General features: G+C 68.3%; 20 protein-coding genes. 8 read left to right on the top strand and 12 right to left on the bottom strand.

Annotated elements, in window-relative coordinates; genetic code table 11:
• Positions 1-508 precede the first annotated feature (508 nt).
• Positions 509-1,987 (bottom strand): PLP-dependent aminotransferase family protein, encoded by a 1,479-nt coding sequence (locus tag ACCD11_RS24720; protein ID WP_413315823.1) that lies wholly within the window; start codon positions 1,985-1,987, stop codon positions 509-511.
• Between the two features lie 94 nt (positions 1,988-2,081).
• On the opposite strand from ACCD11_RS24720, the gene ACCD11_RS24715 reads away from it, so the two are divergent.
• On the top strand, positions 2,082-2,798 hold the full coding sequence (locus ACCD11_RS24715) for a GNAT family N-acetyltransferase (protein ID WP_413315822.1): 717 nt from the start codon (positions 2,082-2,084) through the stop codon (positions 2,796-2,798).
• A 22-nt stretch (positions 2,799-2,820) separates the two neighbouring features.
• Here the strand turns inward: ACCD11_RS24715 and ACCD11_RS24710 are convergent, their stop codons facing one another.
• The gene (locus ACCD11_RS24710) at positions 2,821-3,666 is read right to left on the bottom strand and encodes a symmetrical bis(5'-nucleosyl)-tetraphosphatase (protein ID WP_413315821.1); all 846 of its coding nucleotides are present in this window, start codon (positions 3,664-3,666) and stop codon (positions 2,821-2,823) included.
• Between the two features lie 23 nt (positions 3,667-3,689).
• Between ACCD11_RS24710 and ACCD11_RS24705 the strand changes: the two genes are divergently transcribed.
• The 5 genes from ACCD11_RS24705 to ACCD11_RS24685 are packed head-to-tail and all read left to right on the top strand — an operon-like array spanning position 3,690 to position 8,580.
• Positions 3,690-5,003 (top strand): hemolysin family protein, encoded by a 1,314-nt coding sequence (locus ACCD11_RS24705; RefSeq protein WP_413315820.1) that lies wholly within the window; start codon positions 3,690-3,692, stop codon positions 5,001-5,003.
• A 10-nt stretch (positions 5,004-5,013) separates the two neighbouring features.
• The gene (locus tag ACCD11_RS24700) at positions 5,014-5,997 is read left to right on the top strand and encodes a lipopolysaccharide kinase InaA family protein (RefSeq protein ID WP_007835619.1); all 984 of its coding nucleotides are present in this window, start codon (positions 5,014-5,016) and stop codon (positions 5,995-5,997) included.
• Positions 5,998-6,030: 33 nt separating this feature from the next.
• Positions 6,031-7,011 (top strand): VWA domain-containing protein, encoded by a 981-nt coding sequence (locus tag ACCD11_RS24695; protein ID WP_413315819.1) that lies wholly within the window; start codon positions 6,031-6,033, stop codon positions 7,009-7,011.
• A 7-nt stretch (positions 7,012-7,018) separates the two neighbouring features.
• On the top strand, positions 7,019-8,365 hold the full coding sequence (locus tag ACCD11_RS24690) for an adenylosuccinate synthetase (protein ID WP_413315818.1): 1,347 nt from the start codon (positions 7,019-7,021) through the stop codon (positions 8,363-8,365).
• Between the two features lie 8 nt (positions 8,366-8,373).
• Positions 8,374-8,580, top strand: a complete 207-nt coding sequence (locus tag ACCD11_RS24685) for a hypothetical protein (protein WP_413315817.1) — start codon at positions 8,374-8,376, stop codon at positions 8,578-8,580.
• An 18-nt stretch (positions 8,581-8,598) separates the two neighbouring features.
• Here the strand turns inward: ACCD11_RS24685 and ACCD11_RS24680 are convergent, their stop codons facing one another.
• Together ACCD11_RS24680 and ACCD11_RS24675 are read right to left on the bottom strand one after the other, a co-directional pair.
• Positions 8,599-9,798, bottom strand: coding sequence for an amylo-alpha-1,6-glucosidase (locus ACCD11_RS24680; protein ID WP_413315816.1), 1,200 nt, complete (start codon positions 9,796-9,798; stop codon positions 8,599-8,601).
• A gap of 46 nt (positions 9,799-9,844) precedes the next feature.
• On the bottom strand, positions 9,845-11,746 hold the full coding sequence (locus tag ACCD11_RS24675; protein ID WP_413315815.1) for a GspE/PulE family protein: 1,902 nt from the start codon (positions 11,744-11,746) through the stop codon (positions 9,845-9,847).
• Positions 11,747-11,908: 162 nt separating this feature from the next.
• Between ACCD11_RS24675 and ACCD11_RS24670 the strand changes: the two genes are divergently transcribed.
• Positions 11,909-12,250, top strand: a complete 342-nt coding sequence (locus tag ACCD11_RS24670) for a hypothetical protein (RefSeq protein ID WP_056590389.1) — start codon at positions 11,909-11,911, stop codon at positions 12,248-12,250.
• Positions 12,251-12,288: 38 nt separating this feature from the next.
• Here the strand turns inward: ACCD11_RS24670 and ACCD11_RS24665 are convergent, their stop codons facing one another.
• From ACCD11_RS24665 to ACCD11_RS24635, 7 genes are all read right to left on the bottom strand, one after another.
• Positions 12,289-12,729 carry a cupin domain-containing protein gene (locus ACCD11_RS24665; protein WP_413315814.1) on the bottom strand — a complete coding sequence of 147 codons (441 nt, stop codon included), beginning with the start codon at positions 12,727-12,729 and terminating at the stop codon, positions 12,289-12,291.
• A gap of 80 nt (positions 12,730-12,809) precedes the next feature.
• Positions 12,810-13,271 carry an N-acetyltransferase family protein gene (locus ACCD11_RS24660; RefSeq protein WP_413315813.1) on the bottom strand — a complete coding sequence of 154 codons (462 nt, stop codon included), beginning with the start codon at positions 13,269-13,271 and terminating at the stop codon, positions 12,810-12,812.
• Positions 13,272-13,349: 78 nt separating this feature from the next.
• Positions 13,350-14,330 (bottom strand): LysR family transcriptional regulator, encoded by a 981-nt coding sequence (locus ACCD11_RS24655; RefSeq protein WP_413315812.1) that lies wholly within the window; start codon positions 14,328-14,330, stop codon positions 13,350-13,352.
• A gap of 429 nt (positions 14,331-14,759) precedes the next feature.
• Complete coding sequence (locus ACCD11_RS24650) at positions 14,760-15,482, bottom strand: Crp/Fnr family transcriptional regulator (RefSeq protein WP_413315811.1); 723 nt, start codon at positions 15,480-15,482, stop codon at positions 14,760-14,762.
• A gap of 52 nt (positions 15,483-15,534) precedes the next feature.
• Positions 15,535-16,137 (bottom strand): response regulator transcription factor, encoded by a 603-nt coding sequence (locus ACCD11_RS24645; RefSeq protein WP_081502672.1) that lies wholly within the window; start codon positions 16,135-16,137, stop codon positions 15,535-15,537.
• A gap of 27 nt (positions 16,138-16,164) precedes the next feature.
• Positions 16,165-16,947 (bottom strand): Crp/Fnr family transcriptional regulator, encoded by a 783-nt coding sequence (locus ACCD11_RS24640; RefSeq protein WP_413315810.1) that lies wholly within the window; start codon positions 16,945-16,947, stop codon positions 16,165-16,167.
• Between the two features lie 30 nt (positions 16,948-16,977).
• A complete protein-coding gene (locus ACCD11_RS24635; RefSeq protein WP_237726114.1) occupies positions 16,978-18,183 on the bottom strand; it encodes an EAL domain-containing protein in 1,206 nt (401 codons plus the stop codon).
• Between the two features lie 477 nt (positions 18,184-18,660).
• Between ACCD11_RS24635 and ACCD11_RS24630 the strand changes: the two genes are divergently transcribed.
• Positions 18,661-19,689, top strand: a complete 1,029-nt coding sequence (locus ACCD11_RS24630; protein WP_413315809.1) for an alpha/beta fold hydrolase — start codon at positions 18,661-18,663, stop codon at positions 19,687-19,689.
• Between the two features lie 27 nt (positions 19,690-19,716).
• Here ACCD11_RS24630 and ACCD11_RS24625 read toward each other — a convergent pair whose 3' ends face one another.
• Complete coding sequence (locus ACCD11_RS24625; protein ID WP_413315808.1) at positions 19,717-22,848, bottom strand: autotransporter outer membrane beta-barrel domain-containing protein; 3,132 nt, start codon at positions 22,846-22,848, stop codon at positions 19,717-19,719.
• Between the last annotated feature and the right edge of the window lie 277 nt (positions 22,849-23,125).

Raw genomic sequence — 23,125 nt, 5'->3', positions numbered from 1 at the left:
TTGCCCAGCAGGGTCTTGGGATCGATGGCGTTGCTGCTGCCCAGCAGATCGATTTCAAAAACGTAAGCCTGGCTGAGCGTCTCTCGACCGACGAGGCGGTGGAATTGCAGTGCCTCGCCCAAGGGCGTCTGGATCGTGACGCGGCGCTTCACGGATGGCGTCTCCACGGGATCGGCAAGATCACCGGGGACGCGACGAATGTTGTCGCAATGGCGTGAGTCACGCACTCTCCCTGCTGTCGTTATTGATTGCTGCTTGCCTTGAGAGCGAATGGCCAGCTCTCGATGCGTCATCGTGCACTGCGACAGGACGCTTCAAGCGATTGCAATTATGTGATTCCAATGTTCGGCAACGCGCAGGTTTTGCCTTTTGGCGTAGGGATTCTTGTTGCAGGTATGCCAACAAGTTGACATGCCAAATCCACGCTTGCTTACGACGGATGTAGTCAATGGGCTCCAAGCCCCTTCCTTGTTTTGAACGAAAGGACTCTTGAGCCGTGTGATGCTGGCTAATCCGGCGATGCCGCTGCGCGCGCGAACTGTGACAAGCGTTTGACCAGCGGCTCGAACAGTTCCATGGGCGTGTTCCCGTAACCCAGTACCAACCCGTTGTCCGATGGCGTCGGCCGCATCGCAAATCCCGACAGCGGAAACGGCGCGATGCCATGTCGCAGCGCCTCGGCCGCGATCCGGCGGTCATCGAAGCGCGCGGGCAACCGCACCGTCAGGTGCAACCCGCAGTAGCCGCCGTCGATCTCGTGCGGCACCTTGAAATACTTCTGCAGCGCAAGCCGCAGCGCCTGCTGCCGGTCGCGGTACAGCCGCCGCATGCGGCCCAGGTGCCGGCTGAACTGCCCGCTCTCGATGAAGTCGGCCATGGCCAGCTGCTCGTAGCGATGCCCGCCGCGCAGCATTTCTTCCAGCGGTGCCTGCACGACTGGCAGCAGCTGCGCGGGCAGCACGAGAAAGCCCAGCCGCAGTGACGGAAACATCGTCTTGCTGAAGGTGCCGACGTAGAGCACGGGCGCGTCGTCCACCAGTCCCTGCATCGCACCGATGGGCTCGCCCGTATGGCGGAACTCGCTGTCGTAGTCGTCCTCGATGATCCACGCGCCGTGCTGGCGGGCTTGCGCGATCAGCGCGAGCCGGCGCGCGATGCTCAGCACCGAGCCGCCCGGGTACTGGTGCGAGGGCGTGGTGTAGATCAGCCGGGGCGGGTGCTTTTGCCAGTCGCGTTCGGTCACGCACAGGCCTTCGGCGTCGACCCGCACCGGCACGATGCGCATGTCGCCCGCATGCATGGCGGCCTTCACGCCGCGGTAGCCCGGGTCTTCGACCCAGCCGGTCTCGCCCGGGTTGGCCAGCAGCCGCACGCACAGCGAGATGGCCTCCTGCGCGCCTTCGGCGATGACGACATGTTGCGGCTCGCAGCGCACGCCGCGCGCCACCGACAGATGCCGCGCGATGGCCGCGCGCAGCGGCGATTCGCCCAGCGGATCGCCGTAGCCCAGCGCGGCCGATCCGGCGCCGCGGATCGCCCGGTCGAGCGCGCGCCGCCATGGGGCCGACGGAAAGTGCGACAACGCGGGCACACCGGGGCGCAGCGCCGCCTCCATCTCGCCGCGCGACGTGCCTGGCTTGATCTTCGCGAGACGCAGCGCGGTGGCTGGTGCGCCGGTCGGCTTGCCCGTGCGCTTCGGCAGGACGGAAGACGAGAGTTCGGTCACGCGCGTGCCCTGCCGGTCGGGCTGCACATAGCCCTCGGCCGCCAGATGCTCGTAGGTCGCGGTGACGGTGTTGCGGGATACGGCCAGCGCCTCGGCCAGGGCGCGCGAGCCCGGCAGGCGGCTGCCGGCGACCAGGCTGCCGTCGAGGATGGCGCGCTTGAGCCGGTCGTGCAGCTGGTGCTGCATCGAGCCTGCGCCGCGGTCCCTTAAGAGGGAGGACTCGAGCAGGGCAGTGGGAGAGAGGGTAGGTCGTGGCACCATGAAATGAATCCAACGTGGCACTTACGCTGGAGCCACGTTGCGCGTACTTTACGTGCTCCCGCCCAGTTTTTCCTTTTTTCCGAAAGAGCCTTTCATGTCAGCCCGCCAAAACAAGTTCGGCCAGTCCATCGGTCCCGATCTTCCCGAATGGACGCCGCGCGCCCAGCCGCCGCGCCGTGTGGTCGAAGGCCGTTTCTGCAGGCTCGAACCGATCGATGCCTCGAAGCACGCCGACGATCTGCACGCCGCCTACGCCCAGGCCCCCGATGGGCGCGACTGGACCTACCTCGGCGTCGAGCGCCCCGCCGAAGCGGAAGGCACCCGCGCCTACATCGAGCGCATCGCGAAGAGCACCGACCCGCTGCACTTCGCCGTCATCGACAGGCAAAGCGGCCGCGCCGTGGGCTCGCTGGCGCTGATGCGCATCGACCCGGCCAACGGGGCCATCGAAGTGGGGACCGTCAATTTTTCGCCGCTGCTGAAGAACACGCCGATGTCCACCGAAGCGCAGTACCTGCTGATGAAGCTCGCCTTCGACGAACTCGGCTACCGCCGCTACGAGTGGAAATGCGACAACTTCAACGAGCCATCGAAGCGCGCGGCGCTTCGGCTGGGCTTCAAGTACGAGGGCCTGTTCCGCCAGGCCGTGGTCTACAAGGGCCGCAGCCGCGACACCGCGTGGTTCTCGATCATCGACGGCGAGTGGCCCGCGGTGCGCACCGCGTTCGAGCGCTGGCTGGCGCCCGGCAACTTCGACGCGCAGGGCCGGCAGCGCATGTCGCTCGACAAGTTCCGGCTGCCTTCTTCCTGAGTGAGTCGCGCCGGGCCGGAATCTATTTGCCCGGCTTCTGCGACTGCTCGCACTCGACCTGGATCAGCTCTCGCTCGTCCAGCGTCGCGCCGATGCGCACCGCGCTCAGGCAGCCGCCCCACACGCAGCCGGTGTCGATCGAGAGCAGGTCGGGCCGCGACAGCCAGCCCAGCGTCGACCAGTGGCCGCAGGCGACCGTGGCCTTGGCCGTCTTGCGCCCGGGCACGTCGAACCACGGCATGTAGCCTTCGGGCGGGGTGGCCGCGCTGTCTTTGGCCTCGAACTCCATCACGCCTTCAGGTGTGCAGAAGCGCAGCCGCGTCAGCGCATTGACGATGGCGCGCAGCCGCGCGCTGCCCGTGAGCGTGTCGTGCCATTGCGCCGGCTCGTTGCCGTACATCGACATCAGGAACTCGCCCAGCGCCGGCCCGCGCAGCACCGACTCGACCTCGGACGCCAGCGCCAGCGTGTCGCCCACCGTCCACTGCGGCAGGACGCCCGCATGCAGCATCAGCAGGTCGCCGTCGCCAATGCGCATGTGCAGCGCCATGTGCTGCAGGCGCACCCATTCGAGCAGCGCCTCGCTGTCGGGCGCGGCCAGCACTTCGGCCAGCGTGTCCTTGCGGCCGGCCTTGCGCGCGCCGTGCGCCACGCCCAGCAGGTGCAGGTCGTGGTTGCCGAGCAGGCTCAGCGCCGAGGCGCCGTAGCCCTGCACGCGGCGCAGCACCGCGAGCGAATCGGGGCCCCGGTTGACCAGGTCGCCCAGCAGCACGATGGTGTCGCGGCTGGGGGAGAAATCGATCTTCTGCAGCAGCCGACCGAAGGGGGCGTCGCAGCCTTGCAGGTCGCCAATCAAGTAAAGTGACATTCCCTCATTTTCTCCCTCAGTTCATGGATGTCTTCCTCCTGGCCTTGTTGACCACGCTCAACGCGTTGTTCGCAATGTCCGAAATGGCCCTTTCCACCAGCCGGCGCGCACGTCTCGCGGCACTGGCCGAAACGGGAGACACCGGCGCGGTGGCCGCGCTGAAGCTGATGGAGTCACCCACGCAATTCCTCTCGACGGTGCAGATCGGCATCACCTCGATCGGCATGCTCAGCGGCATCGTCGGCGAGGCCGCCTTTGCCGAGCCGCTCGCGGTCTGGATGGAAGGCGTCGGCATGGGGCGCGGCACCGCCAGCGTCGCGTCCACCGCGGTGGTCGTCACCTGCATCACTTTCTTCACCATCATCTTCGGCGAACTGGTGCCCAAGCGCATCGGCCAACTCTATCCCGAGCCCGTGGCGCGATGGGTGTCGCGCCCCATGCGCGGACTGGCCAAGGGCGCCAAGCCTTTCGTGTGGCTGCTGGCGGGCGCCACGGCCACCATGCTGAAGCTGCTGCGCATCGACGCCAACGCGGCCCGTTCTGTCACCGAGGAGGAAATCTCGGCCAGCCTCGAAGAAGGCGTGGACGCCGGCGTCATCGAGCAGCACGAGCACCAGATGGTGCGCAATGTGTTCCACCTCGACGACAGGCGCCTGTCGTCGCTGATGATCCCGCGCGCCGACATCGAATGGCTCGATGCTTCGTTCACCGTGGAGCGGGCACTGCAGCAGGTTGCCGACGCGGCCGAGCTCAACCTCGTGCATTCCTGGTACCCCGTGTGCCGCAACTCGCTCGACGACGTGGTCGGCGTCGTCAGCGTGGCGCAACTGCTGCGCCTGGGCTCCGCGCATCGCGGCGTGCTGGGCCAGGAGGCGACGCCCGCCGTGTTCGTGCCCGAGACCCTCACCGGCATGGAGCTGCTGGAGCAGTTCCGCGCCCGCGCCGGCCGCCTCGTGTTCGTGGTCGACGAGTACGGCGTGGTCCAGGGCCTCATGACCCCGCGCGACCTGCTCGAAGCCATCACCGGCGAACTGCAGCCCGGCATGCAGACCGACGCCTGGGCGCGCGAGCGGGCCGACGGCGTGTGGGAGCTCGACGGCCTCATGCCCGTGTCGGAGCTGCGCGCGCGCCTGGGCATCCGCGAATTGCCCGATGAAGAGCGCGGGCGCTACAACACCGTGGCCGGCTTGCTGATGTCCGTGTCGGGCCACCTGCCCGAGGTGGGCGAGCGCATCGACTGCGCCGGCTGGTGCTTCGATATCGTCGCGCTCGAAGGCCGCCGCATCGACCGGGTGCTGGCGTCGCCCGACCCGACGGCGCCGTCCAAGGAAGATTGAGGCGGGGGCCATGCTGTCTCTGCTCGCTCTCAGCTGCCCCCAATGCTCCGCGCCGTTGCCGCGCGCTGCCCGCTGGCGTACCGTCAACTGCAGTTACTGCGGCACCACCGTCACCCGAGGCACTGAAACCATCGAGCGCGAGAGCTTCCGCGCCGCGCTGCGCCGGGCCAATGCCGACGTGCCCGGCGGCCGCATCCTCACATGGCGCGGCGCGCGCTACCGCGTGCTCGCACCGCTGGCCACCGGGGAGCACAGCGAAGTGCTGTTCGCCGAACGCCTCGGTGCGTTGCCCGAGCGCGTCACGCTCAAGCTCGCGCGAGACAGCGCCGCCAACAGCGTGCTGGTGCGTGAAGGCGCGGTGCTCCAGTCGCTGCAAGACCTGCCGGTGCAGGGTGCTGCCTATTTCACCCGCCGCCTGCCGCAGCCGCTGGGCGTGGGCATTGCCGAAGGCCTGGGCGACGGCGCCCGCCAGGCGCTGGTGCTGCGCCACCCGGCAGGCTTCTGGGGCAGCCTGCAAGACGTGCAGCAGGCCAACGCCCAAGGCATCGATCCGCGCCACGCAGTGTGGATCTGGCGCCGCATGCTCGAAGTGCTGGCCTTCGTGCACGGTGCCGGCTGGACGCACCGCGACCTGTCGCCCGCGCATGCGCTCGTGCATCCGCGCGACCATGGCGTGCTCGTCATCGGCTGGTCGCGCGCGCAACATGCCACCGGCACGGTCCACAACGCCGCCGCCGCACGCGACCTGATGCAAGCCGCCTGGACCGTGCGCGCCGTGTTGCACGGCGGTGCGGCCGGCGAGCCAGGTTTCGGCGCTCACACACCTGCACCGCTCGTGGCCTTGCTGCGCCAGTGCAGTGAAGACAGTGCCGCCTGCCAGCGCCTTGGCGCGCAGGGCATCGAGCAGGCGCTCTCCGCCGCGTCGCGCGAAGCCTTCGGCGCGCCGCAGTTCGTTCATTTCGATCCCGCGCCTCCCCACCGTACCGGCGCCTGAACCGCACATACGCACCAAGCTAGGAGTCACTTCATGGGCTACGGAAACTACTCGCATGCCGCCCACACGGCGCTCATTGCCGACCGCGCCGCCAAGCCGGGCGCCGAGGTCTTCACCCAGCGCTCCACCCATCCGCTGATGAACCCGCAAGGGTTGAAGGTGCGCGAGTCGCGCGACAACGCCGACCATCCGAACTCGCTGGGCATCGTTTTCGCGCTCGACGTCACGGGCTCCATGGGCGATATTCCGCAGACGCTTGCGCGCAAGGAGCTACCCACCTTCATGAAGCTGCTGACCGACTGCGGCGTGGCAGACCCGCAGCTCATGTTCATGGCCATCGGCGACGCCACCTCCGACCACGCACCGCTGCAGGTCGGCCAGTTCGAATCGACCGCCAACCTGATGGACCAGTGGCTCACCTGGAGCTATCTCGAAGGCGGTGGCGGCGGTTCGGGCGAAGAGAGCTACGAGCTCGCCTTCTACGTCATGGCCCAGCACACCGACATGGACTGCTGGGTCAAGCGCAAGAAGCGCGGCTACCTGTTCGTCACCGGCGACGAACTGCCGTACCCCGCCGTCTCGCGCCACCAGATCGAAGGCCTCATCGGCGAGAAGCTCGACGAGGACATTCCCATCGAGGAAGTCATCGCCGCCGCGGCCGAAACGACGAACCTGTTCTTCCTGATTCCCGACGCCCAGCGCCGCCGCCGCTGCGAGCCGCGCTGGCGCGAGCTGCTGGGCGATCACGTCATCTGCATGGACTCGCCGGACGACGCCTGTGCCGTGGCCGCCGGCATCGTCGCCCTCACCGAGAAGGCCGTGCCCAGCCTCGAGGCGCTGGCCGGCGTGATGGGCGGCACCGGCATGGCACGGGAACGCGTCGGCGGGGTGCTGCACGCGCTCGACGGCTATGCCGCGCTGCTCGACCCGACTGCGCCGCGCCGCGCGCCGCCGGCCGTGGCCATGAGCGCGGCAGGCCCGCGCTCCTCGTGGTGGAAGCGGCTCTTCGGCTGATGACCGAGTGAGCTCCGGCACCGCAGCGACAGCCACGCGCTACATCTCACTGCTCGGCCTCGGCTTCGGGGACTGCGGCAAGGGGCTCTTCACAGACCACCTGTGCGGCGCGCTGCAGGCCCACACTGTCGTGCGCTTCAACGGCGGCGCGCAGGCCGGGCACAACGTGGTGCTGGCGGATGGGCGGCATCACACCTTTTCGCAGTTCGGCGCCGGCAGTTTTCATGCGGGCGTGGGCACCGTGCTTGCGAGTCCGGTGGTGGTGCACCCGACGGCGCTGCGCGTCGAGGAAGCGGCATTGCGGCGGGTGGGCGTGGAGGACGCGTTCTCGCGCCTGCTGATCGATGCGCGCTGCCGCGTGACCACGCCCTTTCATCAGGCGGCAGGCCGTTTGCGCGAATGGGCGCGGGGGGAGGGGGCGCACGGCAGCTGCGGCGTGGGTGTCGGCGAAACGGTGCGGCATGCGCTCGCCGCACCCGACGAGGCGCTGCACTACGGCGACCTGTCGCAGCCGGCCCTTGCCTTGGAAAAACTGGAAGCCTCCCGCGCTGCGCTGCTTCGCGAGTTCGCGCACGCGGCGCCCTTGCATGCCGATGGCGCGCGGGAACTGTCGGTGCTCCAGGACGACTCGCTCGCACGGCGATGGCTCGATGCCGCCGCGCCGTGCCTGGCCCAGTCGCCGCCTGCGGGGGCGGACCGCATCGCCGAGCGCCTTGCGCGGCCCGGCGCCGTGGTCTTCGAGGGCGCGCAGGGCGTGCTGCTGGACGAGTGGCGCGGGTTCCATCCGCACACCACGTGGAGCACCATCTCGACGGCGGCGGTCGAGGCCGTGCTGCGCGACGTGGGCATCGACGCGCCCGTGCAGCACCTGGGTGTTCTGCGCAGCTATCTCACACGCCATGGCCCGGGACCGCTGCCCACGCACGACCGGGCACTCGATGCGCGGTTGCGCGAGCCGCACAACGCGAACGAAGGCTGGCAGGGCGTGTTCCGCAGGGGCCACCCCGATGCGGTGCTGCTGCGGTACGCGCTGGATGCGGCAGGCACGCTCGACGGGCTGGTGGTGAGCCACCTCGATGCGGTCGACGGCGCGGGGCTGCGCTGGTGCGCCGGTTACCGCACGGCGGAGGCGGGCCGCTTCGCGTCGCTACCGCTCGGCGGCGTGCGCGATCTCGGCCATCAGCACGCATTGACCCGACTGCTGCAAGGCGCCGAGCCGATCTATGAGCCGCACGCCGTCGCAAGCCCGCATGCATGGGTGGCGTACGCCGAGGCATCGAGCGGCTTGCCCGTGCGCTTCGGCGCTTTCGGCCCGACGCGCGAAACCGTGCGCGACCGCAAGCATCTTCCTTGAGAGACTTCGTGAGCTACAACATTCCCCTGATCGTCGGCGCCGCATCGAGCGCCATTGCCGCGCTGCTGCACATCTGCATCATCTTCGGCGGGCCGGCGTGGTACCGCTTCTTCGGCGCGTGCGAACGCATGGCGGCGGGCGCGGCGGCCGGGCATCTGTATCCGCCCGTCGTCACGGTGAGCATCGCCTGCGCGCCGGGGGTGTGGGCGGCCTGACGGGCCGGCCGCCCTCATTCACCAGGCCACCACGTCCCCCATCAACGCCCGCTGCGCCAGCAGGAACGCGGCCGCATTCCAGCTCTGCCCCGCCATTCCCATCGGCGCGAGCGTGCGCCCATGGAACCACTCCGTGAACCGCCAGTCGTCCTGCGCGTTCGCTTGTGCCAGCCGCGCAAGCTCGGCCCACGCCTGCCCGTGCAGCCCCTGCCGCGCCAGCGCCATCACCCAGAACCCGCCGACGAACGGCCAGATTCCCCCGTTGTGGTACTGGTGCACGATGTTCTGTCGATGCCGCCCCATGTAGGCCCGCCACAGCTCGTGCTGCTGCGACAGCGGATGCAGCACCACGCGCAACGGGTAGGGCTGCGATGCATGCGCCGCATCGATGGTCCGCACGATGCGCTGCGCCATCGCCGCATCGGCCAGCCCGCTCTGTATCGCCAGTACGTTGCCGAACACGTCGCCTTCGTCGCCGACCACCGCGAAATTGACGAAGCTCAGGTACAGCCCCGGGTCGCGCCGGCCGCGCCGCGCATAGTGCCGCAGCAGCCTTGCGCGGTGGTACTCGGGCAGGTCGCGCTGGAACGGATTGAACAGGTGGTTGAAATGGTGCTGCGTTTCCTCGGCGTGTTCGAGTGCGAAGCGGCGCTTCACGTCGAACCACAGCGCGTTGGTGTACAGCACGTAGCCCGAGCGCGGCATGATGTCGGCCCAGTCGCTGGCCTCGTTCTGCTGCAGCAGGCGAAAGTGCTGGTGCTCCTGCGCGAGCAGCCATTGGATCGCGCGTTCGACTTCGGCGCGCCAGTGCGTGGCGCCTACATCGCCGTGCCTGCGCACATGGTCCGCCGCGATGAGCCACCACAGGGTGGCGTCGATGCAGCCCAGATACCAGAAGTCGGCGTCCTGCCCCTCGGGGTCGACGTACTTCGGAATCTGCCCGTTGGCCGCCTGCTGCGACGCGAGCGCGTCGAGGCTGGCCACGGCGCCTTGCTCCAGCGCGGGCACGCCGCTGCCGCACATGGCCATGACGCAGATGGCGGCGTCGCGGCCGAAGATGCGCGTGTAGCGCCGCGCCACGGCGGCCTCGGTGCGGCTGGCGGCCAGGATGCCGTGCGGCGTGAGGTTGCCTTCCAGCAGTTCGAGCGAGGCCCGCGCGCAGGCATCGATCAGCGCCAGCGCGGAAGCGTCGAGGTTCGGGGCCGGGCGCGTGGTCATGGGGTGGGCATTCGCAGGCTCGGGACGCCGGGCCGCCGCGCCTCGCTCACACGTTGCTGGTCGCGCGCACTTCCTCGATGGTGGTATGTCCGGCCAGCACCTTCTCGATGCCGTCCTGCCGCAGCGTGCGCATGCCTTCCTGCAGCGCCGTCTGCTGGAGTTCTTCCGCACGTGCGCCGGTCTGCACCAGGCGGCGCAGCGTTCTGGACATCGTCATCAGCTCATGGATGCCCACGCGTCCCTTGAAGCCGGTGTCGCCGCAATGCTTGCACCCGGTGCTGGTATAGCTGTGCAGGTGCCCGTCGCGGCCGTAGCGCTGCATCCAGTCGTCCTGCAAGGCCTTGCGCTGGACCGCGTCGTTTTGCTGCGTGCCGAATGCGTGCATGTAGTCGTTCAGCAGTTCGTCGACCGTCTCCGGGCTTGCGGGCGTGCTGCTGGTGCAGCGGGTGCAAAGGCGGCGCACCAGTCGCTGCGCCAGCACGGCCAGCAGCGAGTCCGCGAAGTTGAACGGGTCCATGCCCATGTCGAGCAGGCGGGTCACGGTTTCGGGCGCGCTGTTGGTGTGCAGCGTCGACAGCACGAGGTGGCCGGTCAGCGAAGCCTCGATGGCGGTCTTCGCGGTTTCCTCGTCGCGGATCTCGCCGACCATGATCACGTCCGGATCGGCGCGCACGAACGCCCGCAGCGCCTTTGCAAAGGTCCACTCGATGCGCGGATTGATCTGCACCTGCCGCAGTCCGGTCTGCGTGATTTCGATCGGGTCTTCGGCGGTCCAGATCTTTCGCTCCGGCGTGTTGATGTGCATCAGCGCCGAGTGCAGCGTGGTGGTCTTGCCCGAGCCCGTGGGGCCCGCGCACAGCACCATGCCGTAGGGGCGCTCGACGGCCCTGGTCAACTCCGCGAGGTTGTTCGGCGAGAGGCCCAGCTTGTCCATGGGAATGGGCTTGGCCGACGCCAGGATGCGCATCACCACGTCTTCGAGGCCGTTGTTGGTCGGGATGGTCGCCACGCGCAGTTCGATGCGGTGCTGCGGCGAGTACTTGGCGAAGTTGATCTTGCCGTCCTGCGGGTTGCGCTTTTCGCTGATGTCCAGGTCGCACATGATCTTCACGCGCGCGACGATGGCGTTACGGTAGCTTGGCGGCAGCTCCAGGTAGGTGTAGAGCAGGCCGTCGCGGCGAAAGCGGATGCGGGTCTTTTCCTGGCCGGGATAGCTTTCGATGTGGATGTCCGACGCGCCCTCGCGGTGCGCCTCCAGGATCATGCTGTTGATCATCCGCACCAGGGAGTTGTCCGACTGCTCGATGGGAGCCTCGGGGGCGGGCGCGGCGGGGCCTTCCTTCTCGAGCGTCTGCAGCAGTTCGCTGGTGCCGGCCATGTCGAATTCGAGGGGCCGGCTGGGATCGAGGTTCGAGGAAAAGACGCCGGGGGCGGAGGTCGTCGACTCGCCGATTTTTTCGTAGGCTGCGTGCAGCACGTTGTCGAGGTCGATGCATTGCCCGACCACCGGGGTGACCTTCATCTGCGCGATGAACTCCACCTCGTCGAGGGCCGAATGCCGGCTGGTCGGGTCGTCGATCGCAACCACGAGGCGCCCCTCGTGCAGCCGCAGCGGCATGACCTGCAGGCGCTGGGCCACGGAATACGGCAGCTTGCGCAGTGCGTCGGCCGCCGCGGGGAACAGGTGCAGGTTGACGAGGGGATAGCCCATCTTGCGCACCAGCGCGGTCTGGAGCTGGCCCTTGCTGACGATGCCCATGCGCACCAGCGTCTCGCCCAGCGGCACCGTGGGATCGAGCTGTTGCCGCGCCAGCCCCGAGCGAAGCTGATCGTCGGTGATCATGCCCAGCGAAATCAGCGCTTCGCCGATCCGTGCGATCGGCGTGCGGCTCTGGGCTTCGAGTGCGCTCAGGAGCTGCTCGGGCATGACGACTTCGTTGGCGGGCATGGGCGATTTCCTGTCTGGTTTCGGACACTGCATCGTAGAGCGGGATTCATGCGCTTGCCATCACTTCAACTTGTGAGTACGCAAGTTCTCATGTCAGGACCCGAGCTCGGAATCTCCTCTTGTCCTACGCGGGCCGCCCGCCACCTGCCTAGCATGTCGGCGATGCGTCAATTGATTCTTGCGACAACCCTGGTGCTGGTCGCTGCCGCCGCAGCGGTGCAGGCCGAGCCCGTCAAGGTGCCCGTCGACAGCGACGAGAAGGGCACCGTCTACGTGGCCCCCAACGTGAACCCGACCGAAACCTCGGCCACCGTCAAGGGGGCGAGCTTCGGCGTGCTGCGGCCGGACGGCAGCGGCACCTACATCGGCACCGACACCTCCACGCCACGGCCCACCTACTCGCTGGGTGCGAGCACCGGCGGCAATCTGTCGCTCTCGGGCGGTGTTCAGTCGGACGGCAAGGCCAACAACGGCGTGAAGGCCGGCATTACCTTCAGGTACTGACAGGAGGGCCGCGCGCGCGACAGGGGGTTTTGTCGGACCTACGCAGCAGGCTGCGCGGGCAGGGCCGGCGTCAGCCCGTAGCGCGACATCACCGCGACCAGCTTCGCCTTGTCGGGCGGTCCGCCCGCATTGACCACGGCCGCGACCTCGCGAAAGTACTGCGCGCCGATGTCCGGCGAGAGCACGACGATCGCGCGCGCCGTCTGCGATCCGACATTGCGAAAGCCGTGCACCGAGCCGCGCGGCGTCGACATCCATTCGCCGGGTGTCAGCTCGCGCGTTTCGGCATCGACCGAATAGGTGACCGCGCCTTCCACGACATAGAAGAACTCCTCGTTGTCCCGATGGCTGTGCGGTGGCGGCACGTTGGCGCCCGGCGGCAGGGTGAGTTCGAACACCCCCATGCTCCCTGTCGCGGAGCCATCGACCAGATAGCGAATTTCGAGCTGACCTGCCTTGATCACTTCATCGCGGTTCATGTGTTTCTCCTGTCGCTGGTGCCCAGGCGTTGACTCTACGGCGTTGCAGGAAAAAGATAAATCGCCTATTTTTCGCAGGCTCAGACCAGCGTGCCGTAGACGATGAATCCGTCGTGCGTCGCGACCTTGTCGTACAGCGTGCGGCCGGCCGTGTTGGTCGCATGGGTCTGCCAGTACACGCGGCGTACGCCCGCGTGCTTCGCGCGTTCGTAAACGCCCTGGATCAGCTGGCGGCCCACGCCGCGGCCGCGTTCTGACGGCAGCGTGAACAGGTCCTGCAGATAGCAGGTCGGTTCGAGCCGCGTGGTGCTGCGGTGGAACAGGTAGTGGGTGAGCCCGACCAGTTGCCCGTCGCGCTCGGCGACCAGGGCATGCACCGGTTCGTAGACATCGAAGAAGCGCTGCCAGGTGGCTTGCGTGATCTCGTCGGCAAGGGCTGTCGCACCCTCGCGTCCGTAGAAGGCGTTGTAGCCGTCCCATAGCGGCTTCCATGCCGCGTAGTCGTCGGGCGCCGGAGGGCGGATCTGGAGGGGCGTACTCATCGCGTCTGTGGCCTGCATTCTGAAAAAATGCGATTGCAACACAACGCGTGCCGCTCCCAACCTTCGGTCAGCTCGGCGCTATTGGCTACTGCCGACCTGCTCCTGCGCCTTGGAACGGGCGCATCCAGGCGGCATCACCGCCACCGGTAGCGCGGGCGGCAGCGCCGGACCCTCGGTCAGGGCGCCCATCGATTGCTCCAGGAAATCGAGCATCGCGCGCATCGCGGCGCTGTTGTGGCGGCGCTGCGAGTAGGCCGCATACAGCCAATGGTCGCGCGGCATGTGCTCGCGCAGCACCGGCACCAGCGCTCCGCGTTCCAGGTGCGACTGCGCCAGCGGCTCGGGCACATAGGCCACGCCCACGCTGCGCAGCGCCAGTTCGATCAGCGCGACGGCGTCGTTGGCTTCCAAGCGGCTGTGCACGGGCACGTCGTACTGCCTGCCGTCGGTCTCGAAGGGGAGGTGGGTGGTCGGCTTCGCCGAGTAACTCAGCACCTCGTGCCGGCCCAGATCCTCGGGCGTCTGCGGCATGCCGCGCTGCGCCCAGTACGCCGGCGTGGCGCAGACCACCATGTCGAACTGCACCAGCCGGCGCACGATCAGGTTCATGTCGTCGATGCGTCCGCCGGTCAGGTGCACGTCGATGCCTTCCTCGATCAGGTCGAGGTCGTCGTTGGTGAACACCAGGCTCACGTAGACGTCGGGGTAGCGCTTGATGAACTCGGCGATCACGTCCGAGAGCCAGCCGGCGATCAGCCCGTGCGGCGCGCTCATGCGCAGGCGCCCGCGCGGGTGCGACCCGTGGGCCTGCAGGTCGTTCAGGGTGTTCTCGGCCATGGTCACCAGCTCGGTGCTGCGGTCGAGCAGCACCTGGCCGGCGTCGGTCAGGCTCAGGGAGCGGGTCGAGCGGTTCAGCAGGCGCACGCCGCTGCGCGTTTCGAGCTCCGCCACGTAGCGGCTGACCGTGGCCTTGGACATGCCCAGCGAGATCGCTGCGCGGGAGAAGCTGCGCCGGAACGCGACTTCGCGGAATGTTTTGATGAGATCGAGGCCGTCCATGGGTGGACACATTGTTCCAGCATCGGGGATGAGGCCGTGGGCGTAGGGGCATACCACCTGCGACGTGGTTGTACGGCGCCGGTGATGCCAACGAGCGATACGGAAGCGTTCTACCCGACCCGCATCAGTGTCCCGTATACCCCGCAGCGCTCGCCTCCCGCGCACGCGCATCATCCACCGCTCGTTCGGAGCGAAGCTGGCGTCTTCCACAATTCGCACACTCATAAAGACGCAGCCAGGGCAGCAGGCGCATCCACCCACTGCGATGAATGCGCCCAAGGTGCGCGATGTTGCACGTACAAGCGACGAACAGGTGGGACATGGAAGGTCTGTGTAGAAACAACGGGAGGAAATCGTCGTTCGATTCTTTCTCCTCACCCTGGCGAATGCAACTCACCGGTTCCAGCTATTTTTCGCCCTTGTGGCCGGCTACGGTGCGGAAGGCGGCAAGCCGAAATCTGTTCCCGCGAAGTCCTGGGGAACATGCACGCCCTGCGAATCGCGCAGCAACACGCCGCGCCTTTCCATCTCCCGCATCGTCCTGTTGACGACCTCGCGAGAAACGCCGGCGTAGGAGGCGATGACACCCTGCGTGACGCGCTTGTCGTAGGCCTCGTGGCCAGCGGGAGCTATCTGGGTCATCTTGTGGAGTACGCGGCCGACCATCTCTTCTGAAGATAGCGAAGAGATGCGCCGGATCTGACGGCGCAAGACATTCATGCGGGCAGCCTCCGCACCAAGCAATTCCAGTGCGATGCCGTGATGCCGTTCGCAAAGCGCCCTGATCACCGGCACGGGAACGAGGTATATCGTGCTGGGAAGCACCGCGATCAATCTGTGGGCAGCCAGATACTGTGGCTCGCTCAGGGAGCCACCAAGATAGAAGTCGTGCCGGCGAATGAAATCCGTGGTCACTTCCGTATCTTCCTGCGCGCCGTCGCGGCCTTGGGCAACCACGCGCACCAGGCCGCTTTCCACGCAGTAGAACGAACGCGTGCATTCGTTCGACGCAAGGATCGTCTCGTTGCGAGCGTATGAACGCAGCTCGCAAAGCTGCCCGATGGCCGAACGTTCCACCAGCGGCAAGCGGGCAATCAATGGATGCAGGTGCACGCAGCGATGATGAAAGCCGGGAGGTCGAAACGCAATCACCCGAATTAGGGATTCCTTACTACAGCATCCCATCGCGCCGCGGCAGCTATTTCTATTCGCAGGCCTCCAGATCGATCAGGCCCTTCTGCATGGCATCGCGCACTGCCTGGGCACGCGACTTCACAGCCAGCTTGCGATAGATGCTCTTCGCATGCGCATCCACCGTGTGCAGCGAGCGATGGCTCAGTTCGGCAATCTGGCGGTTGCTCAGGCCTTGCGAAATCATCCGAAGCACGTCGAGTTCGCGACGCGAGAGCGCGCGGCCTGCAGCGCCTGGACTCGCCGATGGCGGGAGGCGCGTTTCTTCAGTTTGCGAAGAGACTTCCACTGGTGTCGGCAACGAGGCCGAAGGCGGCAGTTCAGGCCCCAGCACCGCACGTCCCCGTTCCACGATGCACCACGCGATCCGCATCGCCGTGGCCGAATCGCCCTCGGCAATCAGGCGCATCAGAAGGACGAGTTCCTGCTGAGCCGCTTTGGCGAACAGGAGGGCGGCGGCGGTCGAGGAAGTCGACGAATCGATTCGCGGCACTCCATCGCTGGTCCCCTCCACGCGCGGCTCGCCACCGCTGGAACCGGCCGTGCGCACGGACGATGATTCCCTCGAGCCTTGTTCGGGCCGCGTGGCAATGCGCCTGCTCTTTTCTTTGGACATCGATGCCTTCAAGTAGCGCAAGCGCGATCAATCGTCCTCGGGTTTGCGCCCCGATGGGTCGCTCGCCGGGGCCGGGAAGCTCTCGAAGAAGATCGGTTCGACCCGGCTCGGCTCGGCACGCGCCAGGTTTTCCTCGGCGGGCAAGAGGTTGCCGAAGTCGGTGGACGCGAAATTGGCGGGCACGTGCACGCCTTGATCGTCGCGCCGCACGAGGCCGCGCTGCTCCATGTCGCGCATGGTCTTGTTGACCACTTCGCGCGACAGACCCGAGTAGGAGGCGATCACCGATTGGGAGATGCGCTTGTCGAACGCGCCCATGCTCGAGGGGGCCAGCACGGTCAGCTGGTGCAGCACGCGGCCGACGACGTCTTCGGTGGACAGCGCGGACATGCGCCGCAGCTGGTTGCGCATGACGGCCATGCGCTCGATCGCGAGTTCCAGCAGCCTGATGGCCACCTCCGGGTACGAACTGCAGATCTTGCGCAACGCCACGACGGGGATGAGGTGCACTGCCGCGGGCAACGCGGCAACCAGCGTGTGCTTGGCCTGGTAGGTGTCCTCGGAAAGAGACGGACCGATGAAGAATTCGTTCTGGCGGATGAAGTCGGTCGTGACATTGGTGGCGTGGGCGCGGCCCTTGCCATGCTCCACCACGCGCAGCAGTCCGCTGGCCACGCAATAGACGCAATCGCTCGAGCTGCCGGCCGCGAGCACCACTTCATTGCGCCGGTAGGAGCGCAACTGGCTGCTCTGGACCAGCGCAACGCGTTCGGCCTGCGACACGTTGGTGAAGAGAGGATTCAGGTACATGGTCGAAGAAAATCCGTGCCGTGGTTCGAGTCACCCGAAAGGATGCCCGGGAGCGACAGCAGCAGGCTTGGCGGCCGGCTCGGTGCCACGCACGCCGTAGCCCTGCAGCCACCGCGCGCCCACGCGCGAAGCGATGTGCATGTCGTCTTCGCGCTCGATGCCGTCGACCACGACCTGGGCCGCGAAGTGCGTGCAAAGGGAAATCATGCCCTGCAGGCACTCGATGCCGAAGGTGTCGTCGCGCGCGCGGCGCAGCAGCGACGCATCCAGCTTCACGATGTCGGGCCCGCAGGACTGCAGCGCGGCGAGGTTGTCGTTGCCGCCGCCGATGTCCCGCACGGCGATGCGGCAACCGCGCAATTGCATCTGCACGCAGAAGTCGTGGGCGGCCTCGAGATCGGCCAGCGTGGCGCTGCCCACGATCTCGATCACGAGGCGCGAGGCCAGCGCGGGCTCTTCGTCGAGTGCCGCGCACAGCGAGGCCCACCAGTGGTCGAGCTTGGTGCTCTGCGCGCAGATGCCCACGCCGATGTGCGCGCAGGTCTGCGACCGCAGTTCCGCCAAGGCCTGGCGCACCGCGATGCGATCGAACGCGCGAGCCAGCCCCAGCCGCTGCAGGCACGGCAAGAACACCTCCTGCGCAAGAAGCGCCGGCTCGCTGCGGCTCGGCGGCAGACGCACGCGCCCTGCGAGGTAGAAAGTACTGGCATTGCCGCCAGCGTGCACCACCGGCTGCCATTCGAAGGAGAGCGCCTCGGTGCGCAGCGCTTCGCTGACGCGCACGGCGACGTCCATGTCGGAGCGGTAGCGCTGGCACCATTCGTCGGCCCTGTTCTCGCGCAAATCCGGAAACGGTTGCGCAGTCCACAGGGCGAACTCGATCTCCGACGTGCCGAGCTGCTCGGGCGGACGCACCTCGATCCAGTCGGCATGCAACTGCACCATCGCGGCGATGCCCTTCGCACGCACCGGTTCGGCGCCAAGCACGGCAAGCAGCGTCTCGATGGGGCGGCTCCGGTGGCGCACGTCGTGCGGCAGCTCACGGATGTCGCGCGCGCCGCAGACGAACGCGTCGTTGGCCCACAGCAGGAAGCAGTCGTCGCGCAGCCGGGCCATGTCGGTGGCGGCCGAGGTGAGGAAGTGGGCGCACAGGCGGCGCTGTATTTCAAGGCTGGCGGCGGCTCCGAAATCCTGCCCATAGGCTTCGATGAGGTGCGGCAGGTTTGCGATGAACACATAGGCGCAAGGCCTGCGCGGCGCTGCTTGCAGGGTGGGTGCGGCGTCGGTTGCAACAAATGGCGCGGCCCGCGCGTTTCGCTCGGCATGTTCCCCATGCGCGCGGCTCCCCGCCGCTGTGCGTGGAGTCCATGCGACGGACCACGGAGTCTGTGGTGAGAGGGCGACCATCTGATCCTCCTTCGGACAATTCGTTTTATGAACCTTCCGGATGCTACGGATTGCAATGGTCGTTGACAGCGCTTTCGCGTCCCAACTGTGTTTCCCATCACATCTGCCCCGGGGCTCGCATTGCGCCAGCGAAGATTTCATTTCCTTTTGGCGTGCATGGAGTAGCGCATTCCACACAGGTTTTTTCAAGATAGCCGAAAGGCTGCGCGCCGACAGCGAAAGATCGATTGCGCAAAGGATGCGGTCGATAAGCTGAAGCGGAAAGTACGCGGTACAGCAGCGCCGTTGGTGGCACCATCGGCATCAGTGAAGCACTCGTCGAAACTTCTGGTGATGCGTATCGTCCTCTGGAGCGCTGCAATCGTCGCCCTGGCCATCCTCATGGGCGTCGTGTACGAGCAGGCCGGCCGCTACCGCGCGGCGCGCGACTTCCCCGCGCCCGGGAAGATGGTCGACATCGGCGGGCGAAGAATCCAGCTGGATTGCCGGGGCTCCGGCTCGCCGACCGTCGTGTTCGAGGCGGGCCTGAGCGCCGGCGGTTCGCTGAGCTGGTCGGCAGTCCAGCCGAAGATCGCAGCGCGCACGCGCGCCTGCTCGTACAGCCGCGCGGGGCTGATGTGGAGCGATCCTCCGGATGCGCCTCCCAGTGCCAGGCAGGTGGCGCACGATCTCCACACGGCACTCGCCCGCGCAGGCGAGCGGGGCCCCTACGTGCTGGTAGGCCAGTCGCTGGGCGGGCTCTTCGCCACGAGTTTCACGAGGCACTTCGGCGCCGAGGTGGCGGGGCTGGTTCTCGTCGACCCTTCGCATCCGGACCAGGTCGCGCGCGTCGCGGACTTCATGACGGAGACGCGGTCGTTGCGCTCGCGCATCGCCGTGTCGCTCGCGTGGTCCGGCCTGCTGCGCGCGGCGGCTCCCTCGCTGCTGCCGCAGGCGCGGAACCAGACGGCGCGCGATGCGCAGGCGATCCGCGCCTTTGCGCCGAAGTCGTTGAGCACGCAGTTGGTGGAAAGCGATGCGACCGACGCCACGCTCGCCGAGGCCGGCGCCTTCCGCGACCTGGGCAATCGACCGCTGGTGGTTCTCACCGCGATGGCGCCGTACACCGAGGCGGAACTCCGGGGGATGAAGATCACGCCCGGGCAGGGCACGCAGGTGCAGGCCATCTGGAAGCAGCTGCACGAGGACGAGGCGACGTGGTCCTCGCGAGGCAGGCAGGTGCTGTTGCCGAACGCCGGTCACGACATCCAGTTCGACGACCCGGATGCGGTGATCGACGCGGTGCTGTCCGTCGTCGCGGCGGTTCGCGCGGATCTCGGCGCCGCGCCGCACTGACGCAACGGCGGAAACAGTGGCAGCGCGTTACCAGCGGACCTTCACGCCCACGCTGCCGTCGATTCCGCTCTTCGTGCGGGTGGCTCCGCCCGAGGCCCACAGCTTGCCCAGTTCCGCGTACAGGCTCATGCTCGGCGTCAGCTGCAGCGTGGCGCCTGCCGCCAGCTCGGTGCTGGTGCCGCCGGTGCGCGTGGCGATGTCGGTGTACGCCGCGGGGCCGATGAAGCGGCTGACGTCGGTGCCGCCGCCGCTGCGGTAGACGTTGACCCGCACGTAGGGCTGCAGCAGGCCGGCGGAGGTGGCGATCTCGCCCTTGACCCGCACGCCCGCGCGCGCCAGCCAGCCGCTGTGGCTGTCCTGCTGCACCAGGGCGCCCGGGATGCCCGTGTCGTGCAGGCTCACGCGCTGGTGCACCAGCTGCAGCTGGGGCTCGAGGGTCCAGTTCGGCGCGATGGAGAAGGCCTGGCCCACCTCGATGGAGGCCAGCAGGCTGTTGCCGCTGCCGGAACTGCCGAAGCCCAGCGTGGGTGCCGCCGTGTAGCGGTGGCGGCCGGCCTGCAGCACGCCGTCCACGTACAGGCCGCTGCCGTTCTTCCAGGTGGCGTAGGCGCCCAGGTACTGGCTCTGCAGGTCGTTGGAGCCGGCCGCGTAGTTCGCAAGGCCGCGGGCGAAGCCGGTCACGCGCATGTCGCCGTCGAGTTCGCCGATGTAGATGCCGGCACGCCAGTTGGCGTCAGCCCACAGGTCGGTGCCGGCCTGGAAGCCCGTGAGACGCCCCTTGCTCGCGGGGCTGACGGTGCCGCTCTGGTCGATGGTGCGGTTCGTGCTGATGAGGCGGGCCCAGGTCTGGCGGTAGCCCTGGTCCGGTGTAGCGGTGCTGGCGCCGGCCGGGCCGTCGTCGCCCACGCGCTGGTGCATGTTGCCCAGCATCGCCAGATTGGATTGGCGCAGCTGCTCGGGCAGCGCCGCGTACAGCGGCACTTCGGCGCGGTAAGTTGGCACGATCACGCCGCCGCCACCGCCATTACCGCCTGTACCTCCAGTACCGCCTGTACCTCCAGTACCGCCGCCGGTGCCGGTGCCGGTGCCGCCACCAGTGCCGCCGCCGTTCCCGCCACCGGACGGCGGGACGATGACGGCGCTGGAGCGCAGGTACCAGTTCTCGCCCGCGCCGGCCGCGTCGGCGGCGTACAGCCGGTACTCGAAGGCGCCGGCATCGACGTGGCCGCCCGCCAGGGCGAAGGCGCTCCTTGTGGTCTGCGCGGTGGTCGTGGCGCCGTTCAGCGCGCTGACGACTTCGATGCCGTTGCCGGCGGTCAGCGCGCCCAGGCCTCCCAGGTTGGTGATCTGCACGTTGGTCGTGCCGCTGGCAATGGCGGTGCTGCCGCTGAGGACCAGCCGGTCGCTCGCGCTGGTGCTGTCGCCTAGCGCCGTGCCCAGGCGCAGCGTGCCGCCGTTGCCCACCCACGGGCCTGTGACCGTGAGGACGGTGCCGGGCGCGCCGCCCAGCAGCGAGACGGTGCCGCCGTTGGCCATGGACGCGATGGTCTGGCTCTGGCCGGCCAGGTCCAGCGTCGCGCCCGAGGCGACCGTGAAGGCGCTGGTGCTGCTGAAGGTGTTGGCCGCGCCGGCGCGCAAGGTGCCGGCGGCGACGTTGGTGGCGCCCGTGTAGATGTTGGCGCCGCCCAGGGTGAGCGTGCCCGCACCGTCCTTCACGAGGCTGCCGGCGCCCGTGATCGGGCCCGTCCAGCCCATGTCGTGGCCGTTGGTGTTGAAGGTGCCCGTGCCGCCCAGCAACAGGGCATTGCCCAGGCTCAGGCCACCCGCGCCGGCGATGATGCTGGCCGTGGCACCGCTGTCGATGGCAACGGCGCCCGACAGCGCCGCGCCGGTGTTCAAGGTGAGGCTGTTGCTGCCGCCCGTGAACTGCACGGCCGAGGCCCGGGTGATGCCATCGCCGCCCAGTCCGCCGGAGATGGTGCCGCTGCTGCTGATGGCGAGGTTGGCGCCCATCACGCCCACGCCGCCTGCACCGTTCGCGCCGCTCGCGCCCCCGTTGCTGTTGGCGCCGCCGACGCCCCCGGCGCCGCCGGCGATGGAGCCGCTGTTGGTGATCGTTGCCCCGGCGCCCGTGGCCCCCAGGCCGATGCCGCCGTCGCCGCCAGCGCCCGGCGCGCCGGTGCCTCCCGCGCCGCCGCCGCCGGCTCCGCCAGCGCCTCCGGCGCCAGCCGTGACTGCGCCGGTGTTGACCACGGTCACGGTGCTGCCGGTCAACGTGATGCCATTGCCGCCGCCGCCGCCGCCGCCGCCCGAGGCATTGCTGCGCGCCGGCAGCAGTTCGGACCCGCCTGCGCCGCCGGCTCCGCCCGCGATGGTGCCGCCGTTGGTGAACGTGAGGCCCGGCGCCGTGGCGTTCAGGAAGAATCCGCCGCCGCCGCTGCCGCCACCACCGCCTTGCGAGAAGGCGCCGCCGCCCTGGCCCCCCGCGCCGCCCGTCGAACTGCCGGAGGCCGTGTAGTTGCCGAGCGGGCCGTTGAGGATGGACCCATAGCCTCCCGCGCCGCCGCCGCCGGCCGCCCAATAGCCGTTGCCGCCCGCGCCCCCGGTGCCGCCGGTGTAGCTGTCCGAGGAGGAAGAGACGCCGCTGCCGATGGACGCGCCCTGGAAGCCACCTCCGCCGCCGCCGCCGTATCCGTTGCCGTTGCTGAAGTCGCCGGTCTGGGACTGGCCCGCGCCGCCGTTGTCGCCCTGCATCACGCCCGGGCTGACGACGTTGCTGGTAGTGCCCGCCGCGCCACCCGTGCCGGCGGTGGCGCCGCCGAAGGAGCCGATGTTCGCGTTGGAGCCCGCCGTGACGCCGGCATCGGTCGACGACCCGCCAGTTCCTCCGCTGGCGCCCACCGTGGTGTCGTTGAGCCCGCCGCTGCCACCGCTGCCGTTGCTGCCGCCGCTGCCGGCGTGCAGCGTCGGATCGCCGACGGGCTGGCCGCCGGCGCCGCCAGCCGCCAACGCCGGCCCGGCGCCCAGAAGCAGCACCGCCATGGCCACGGCCCCCAGTTCGCCCAGCCGCGCCGACCGCGCGTGGCCGCGCGAGGTTTCGGGGGCGGCCACCCAAGTGCCGAGCGTTGGATTCCACAGGGTTCGAAAAATCTTGTTCATGGCTTCAATCGTCCGTTCGTTACCTGGCGGGCAGGCTCCCGTGCGCCGGAGCACTCTCCTCTTGCGCATGCAGATGTCTTGTTTTCTGTTTGCCAAGACAAAATGTAAGTACGCGTATGGGGCGGCGATATGCCCGGAACCGGGTACCCCTGAGGAGGCCGATGGGGAGTGCGTGGGAGCGTGCAGCCTGTACCGTGTCCGCTCGGCGTGGCTCGCGGCGCGGCGGCGCGGGCCCCTTGGGGCCGATCTCGAGGGCCGCAAGCGTCAGGGGCGGAGC

The sequence above is a fragment of the Variovorax sp. Varisp36 genome, from assembly GCF_047304235.1.
In the GTDB taxonomy this organism is placed as follows: Bacteria; Pseudomonadota; Gammaproteobacteria; order Burkholderiales; family Burkholderiaceae_C; genus Variovorax.
Note: the sequence above shows the minus strand (reverse complement) of the source record. Positions and strands in the feature narration are given on the sequence as shown.

What these genes read in the sequence shown, in the direction of transcription:
- ACCD11_RS24640 (WP_413315810.1), bottom strand. Translation starts at nt 16,947, where the DNA reads ATGTACCTGAATCCTCTCTTCACCAACGTGTCGCAGGCCGAACGCGTT.
- ACCD11_RS24665 (WP_413315814.1), bottom strand. Translation starts at nt 12,729, where the DNA reads ATGAACCGCGATGAAGTGATCAAGGCAGGTCAGCTCGAAATTCGCTAT.
- ACCD11_RS24710 (WP_413315821.1), bottom strand. Translation starts at nt 3,666, where the DNA reads ATGTCACTTTACTTGATTGGCGACCTGCAAGGCTGCGACGCCCCCTTC.
- ACCD11_RS24645 (WP_081502672.1), bottom strand. Translation starts at nt 16,137, where the DNA reads ATGTCCAAAGAAAAGAGCAGGCGCATTGCCACGCGGCCCGAACAAGGC.
- ACCD11_RS24670 (WP_056590389.1), top strand. Translation starts at nt 11,909, where the DNA reads ATGCGTCAATTGATTCTTGCGACAACCCTGGTGCTGGTCGCTGCCGCC.
- ACCD11_RS24675 (WP_413315815.1), bottom strand. Translation starts at nt 11,746, where the DNA reads ATGCCCGCCAACGAAGTCGTCATGCCCGAGCAGCTCCTGAGCGCACTC.
- ACCD11_RS24720 (WP_413315823.1), bottom strand. Translation starts at nt 1,987, where the DNA reads ATGGTGCCACGACCTACCCTCTCTCCCACTGCCCTGCTCGAGTCCTCC.
- ACCD11_RS24715 (WP_413315822.1), top strand. Translation starts at nt 2,082, where the DNA reads ATGTCAGCCCGCCAAAACAAGTTCGGCCAGTCCATCGGTCCCGATCTT.
- ACCD11_RS24700 (WP_007835619.1), top strand. Translation starts at nt 5,014, where the DNA reads ATGCTGTCTCTGCTCGCTCTCAGCTGCCCCCAATGCTCCGCGCCGTTG.
- ACCD11_RS24660 (WP_413315813.1), bottom strand. Translation starts at nt 13,271, where the DNA reads ATGAGTACGCCCCTCCAGATCCGCCCTCCGGCGCCCGACGACTACGCG.
- ACCD11_RS24695 (WP_413315819.1), top strand. Translation starts at nt 6,031, where the DNA reads ATGGGCTACGGAAACTACTCGCATGCCGCCCACACGGCGCTCATTGCC.
- ACCD11_RS24625 (WP_413315808.1), bottom strand. Translation starts at nt 22,848, where the DNA reads ATGAACAAGATTTTTCGAACCCTGTGGAATCCAACGCTCGGCACTTGG.
- ACCD11_RS24705 (WP_413315820.1), top strand. Translation starts at nt 3,690, where the DNA reads ATGGATGTCTTCCTCCTGGCCTTGTTGACCACGCTCAACGCGTTGTTC.
- ACCD11_RS24680 (WP_413315816.1), bottom strand. Translation starts at nt 9,798, where the DNA reads ATGACCACGCGCCCGGCCCCGAACCTCGACGCTTCCGCGCTGGCGCTG.
- ACCD11_RS24655 (WP_413315812.1), bottom strand. Translation starts at nt 14,330, where the DNA reads ATGGACGGCCTCGATCTCATCAAAACATTCCGCGAAGTCGCGTTCCGG.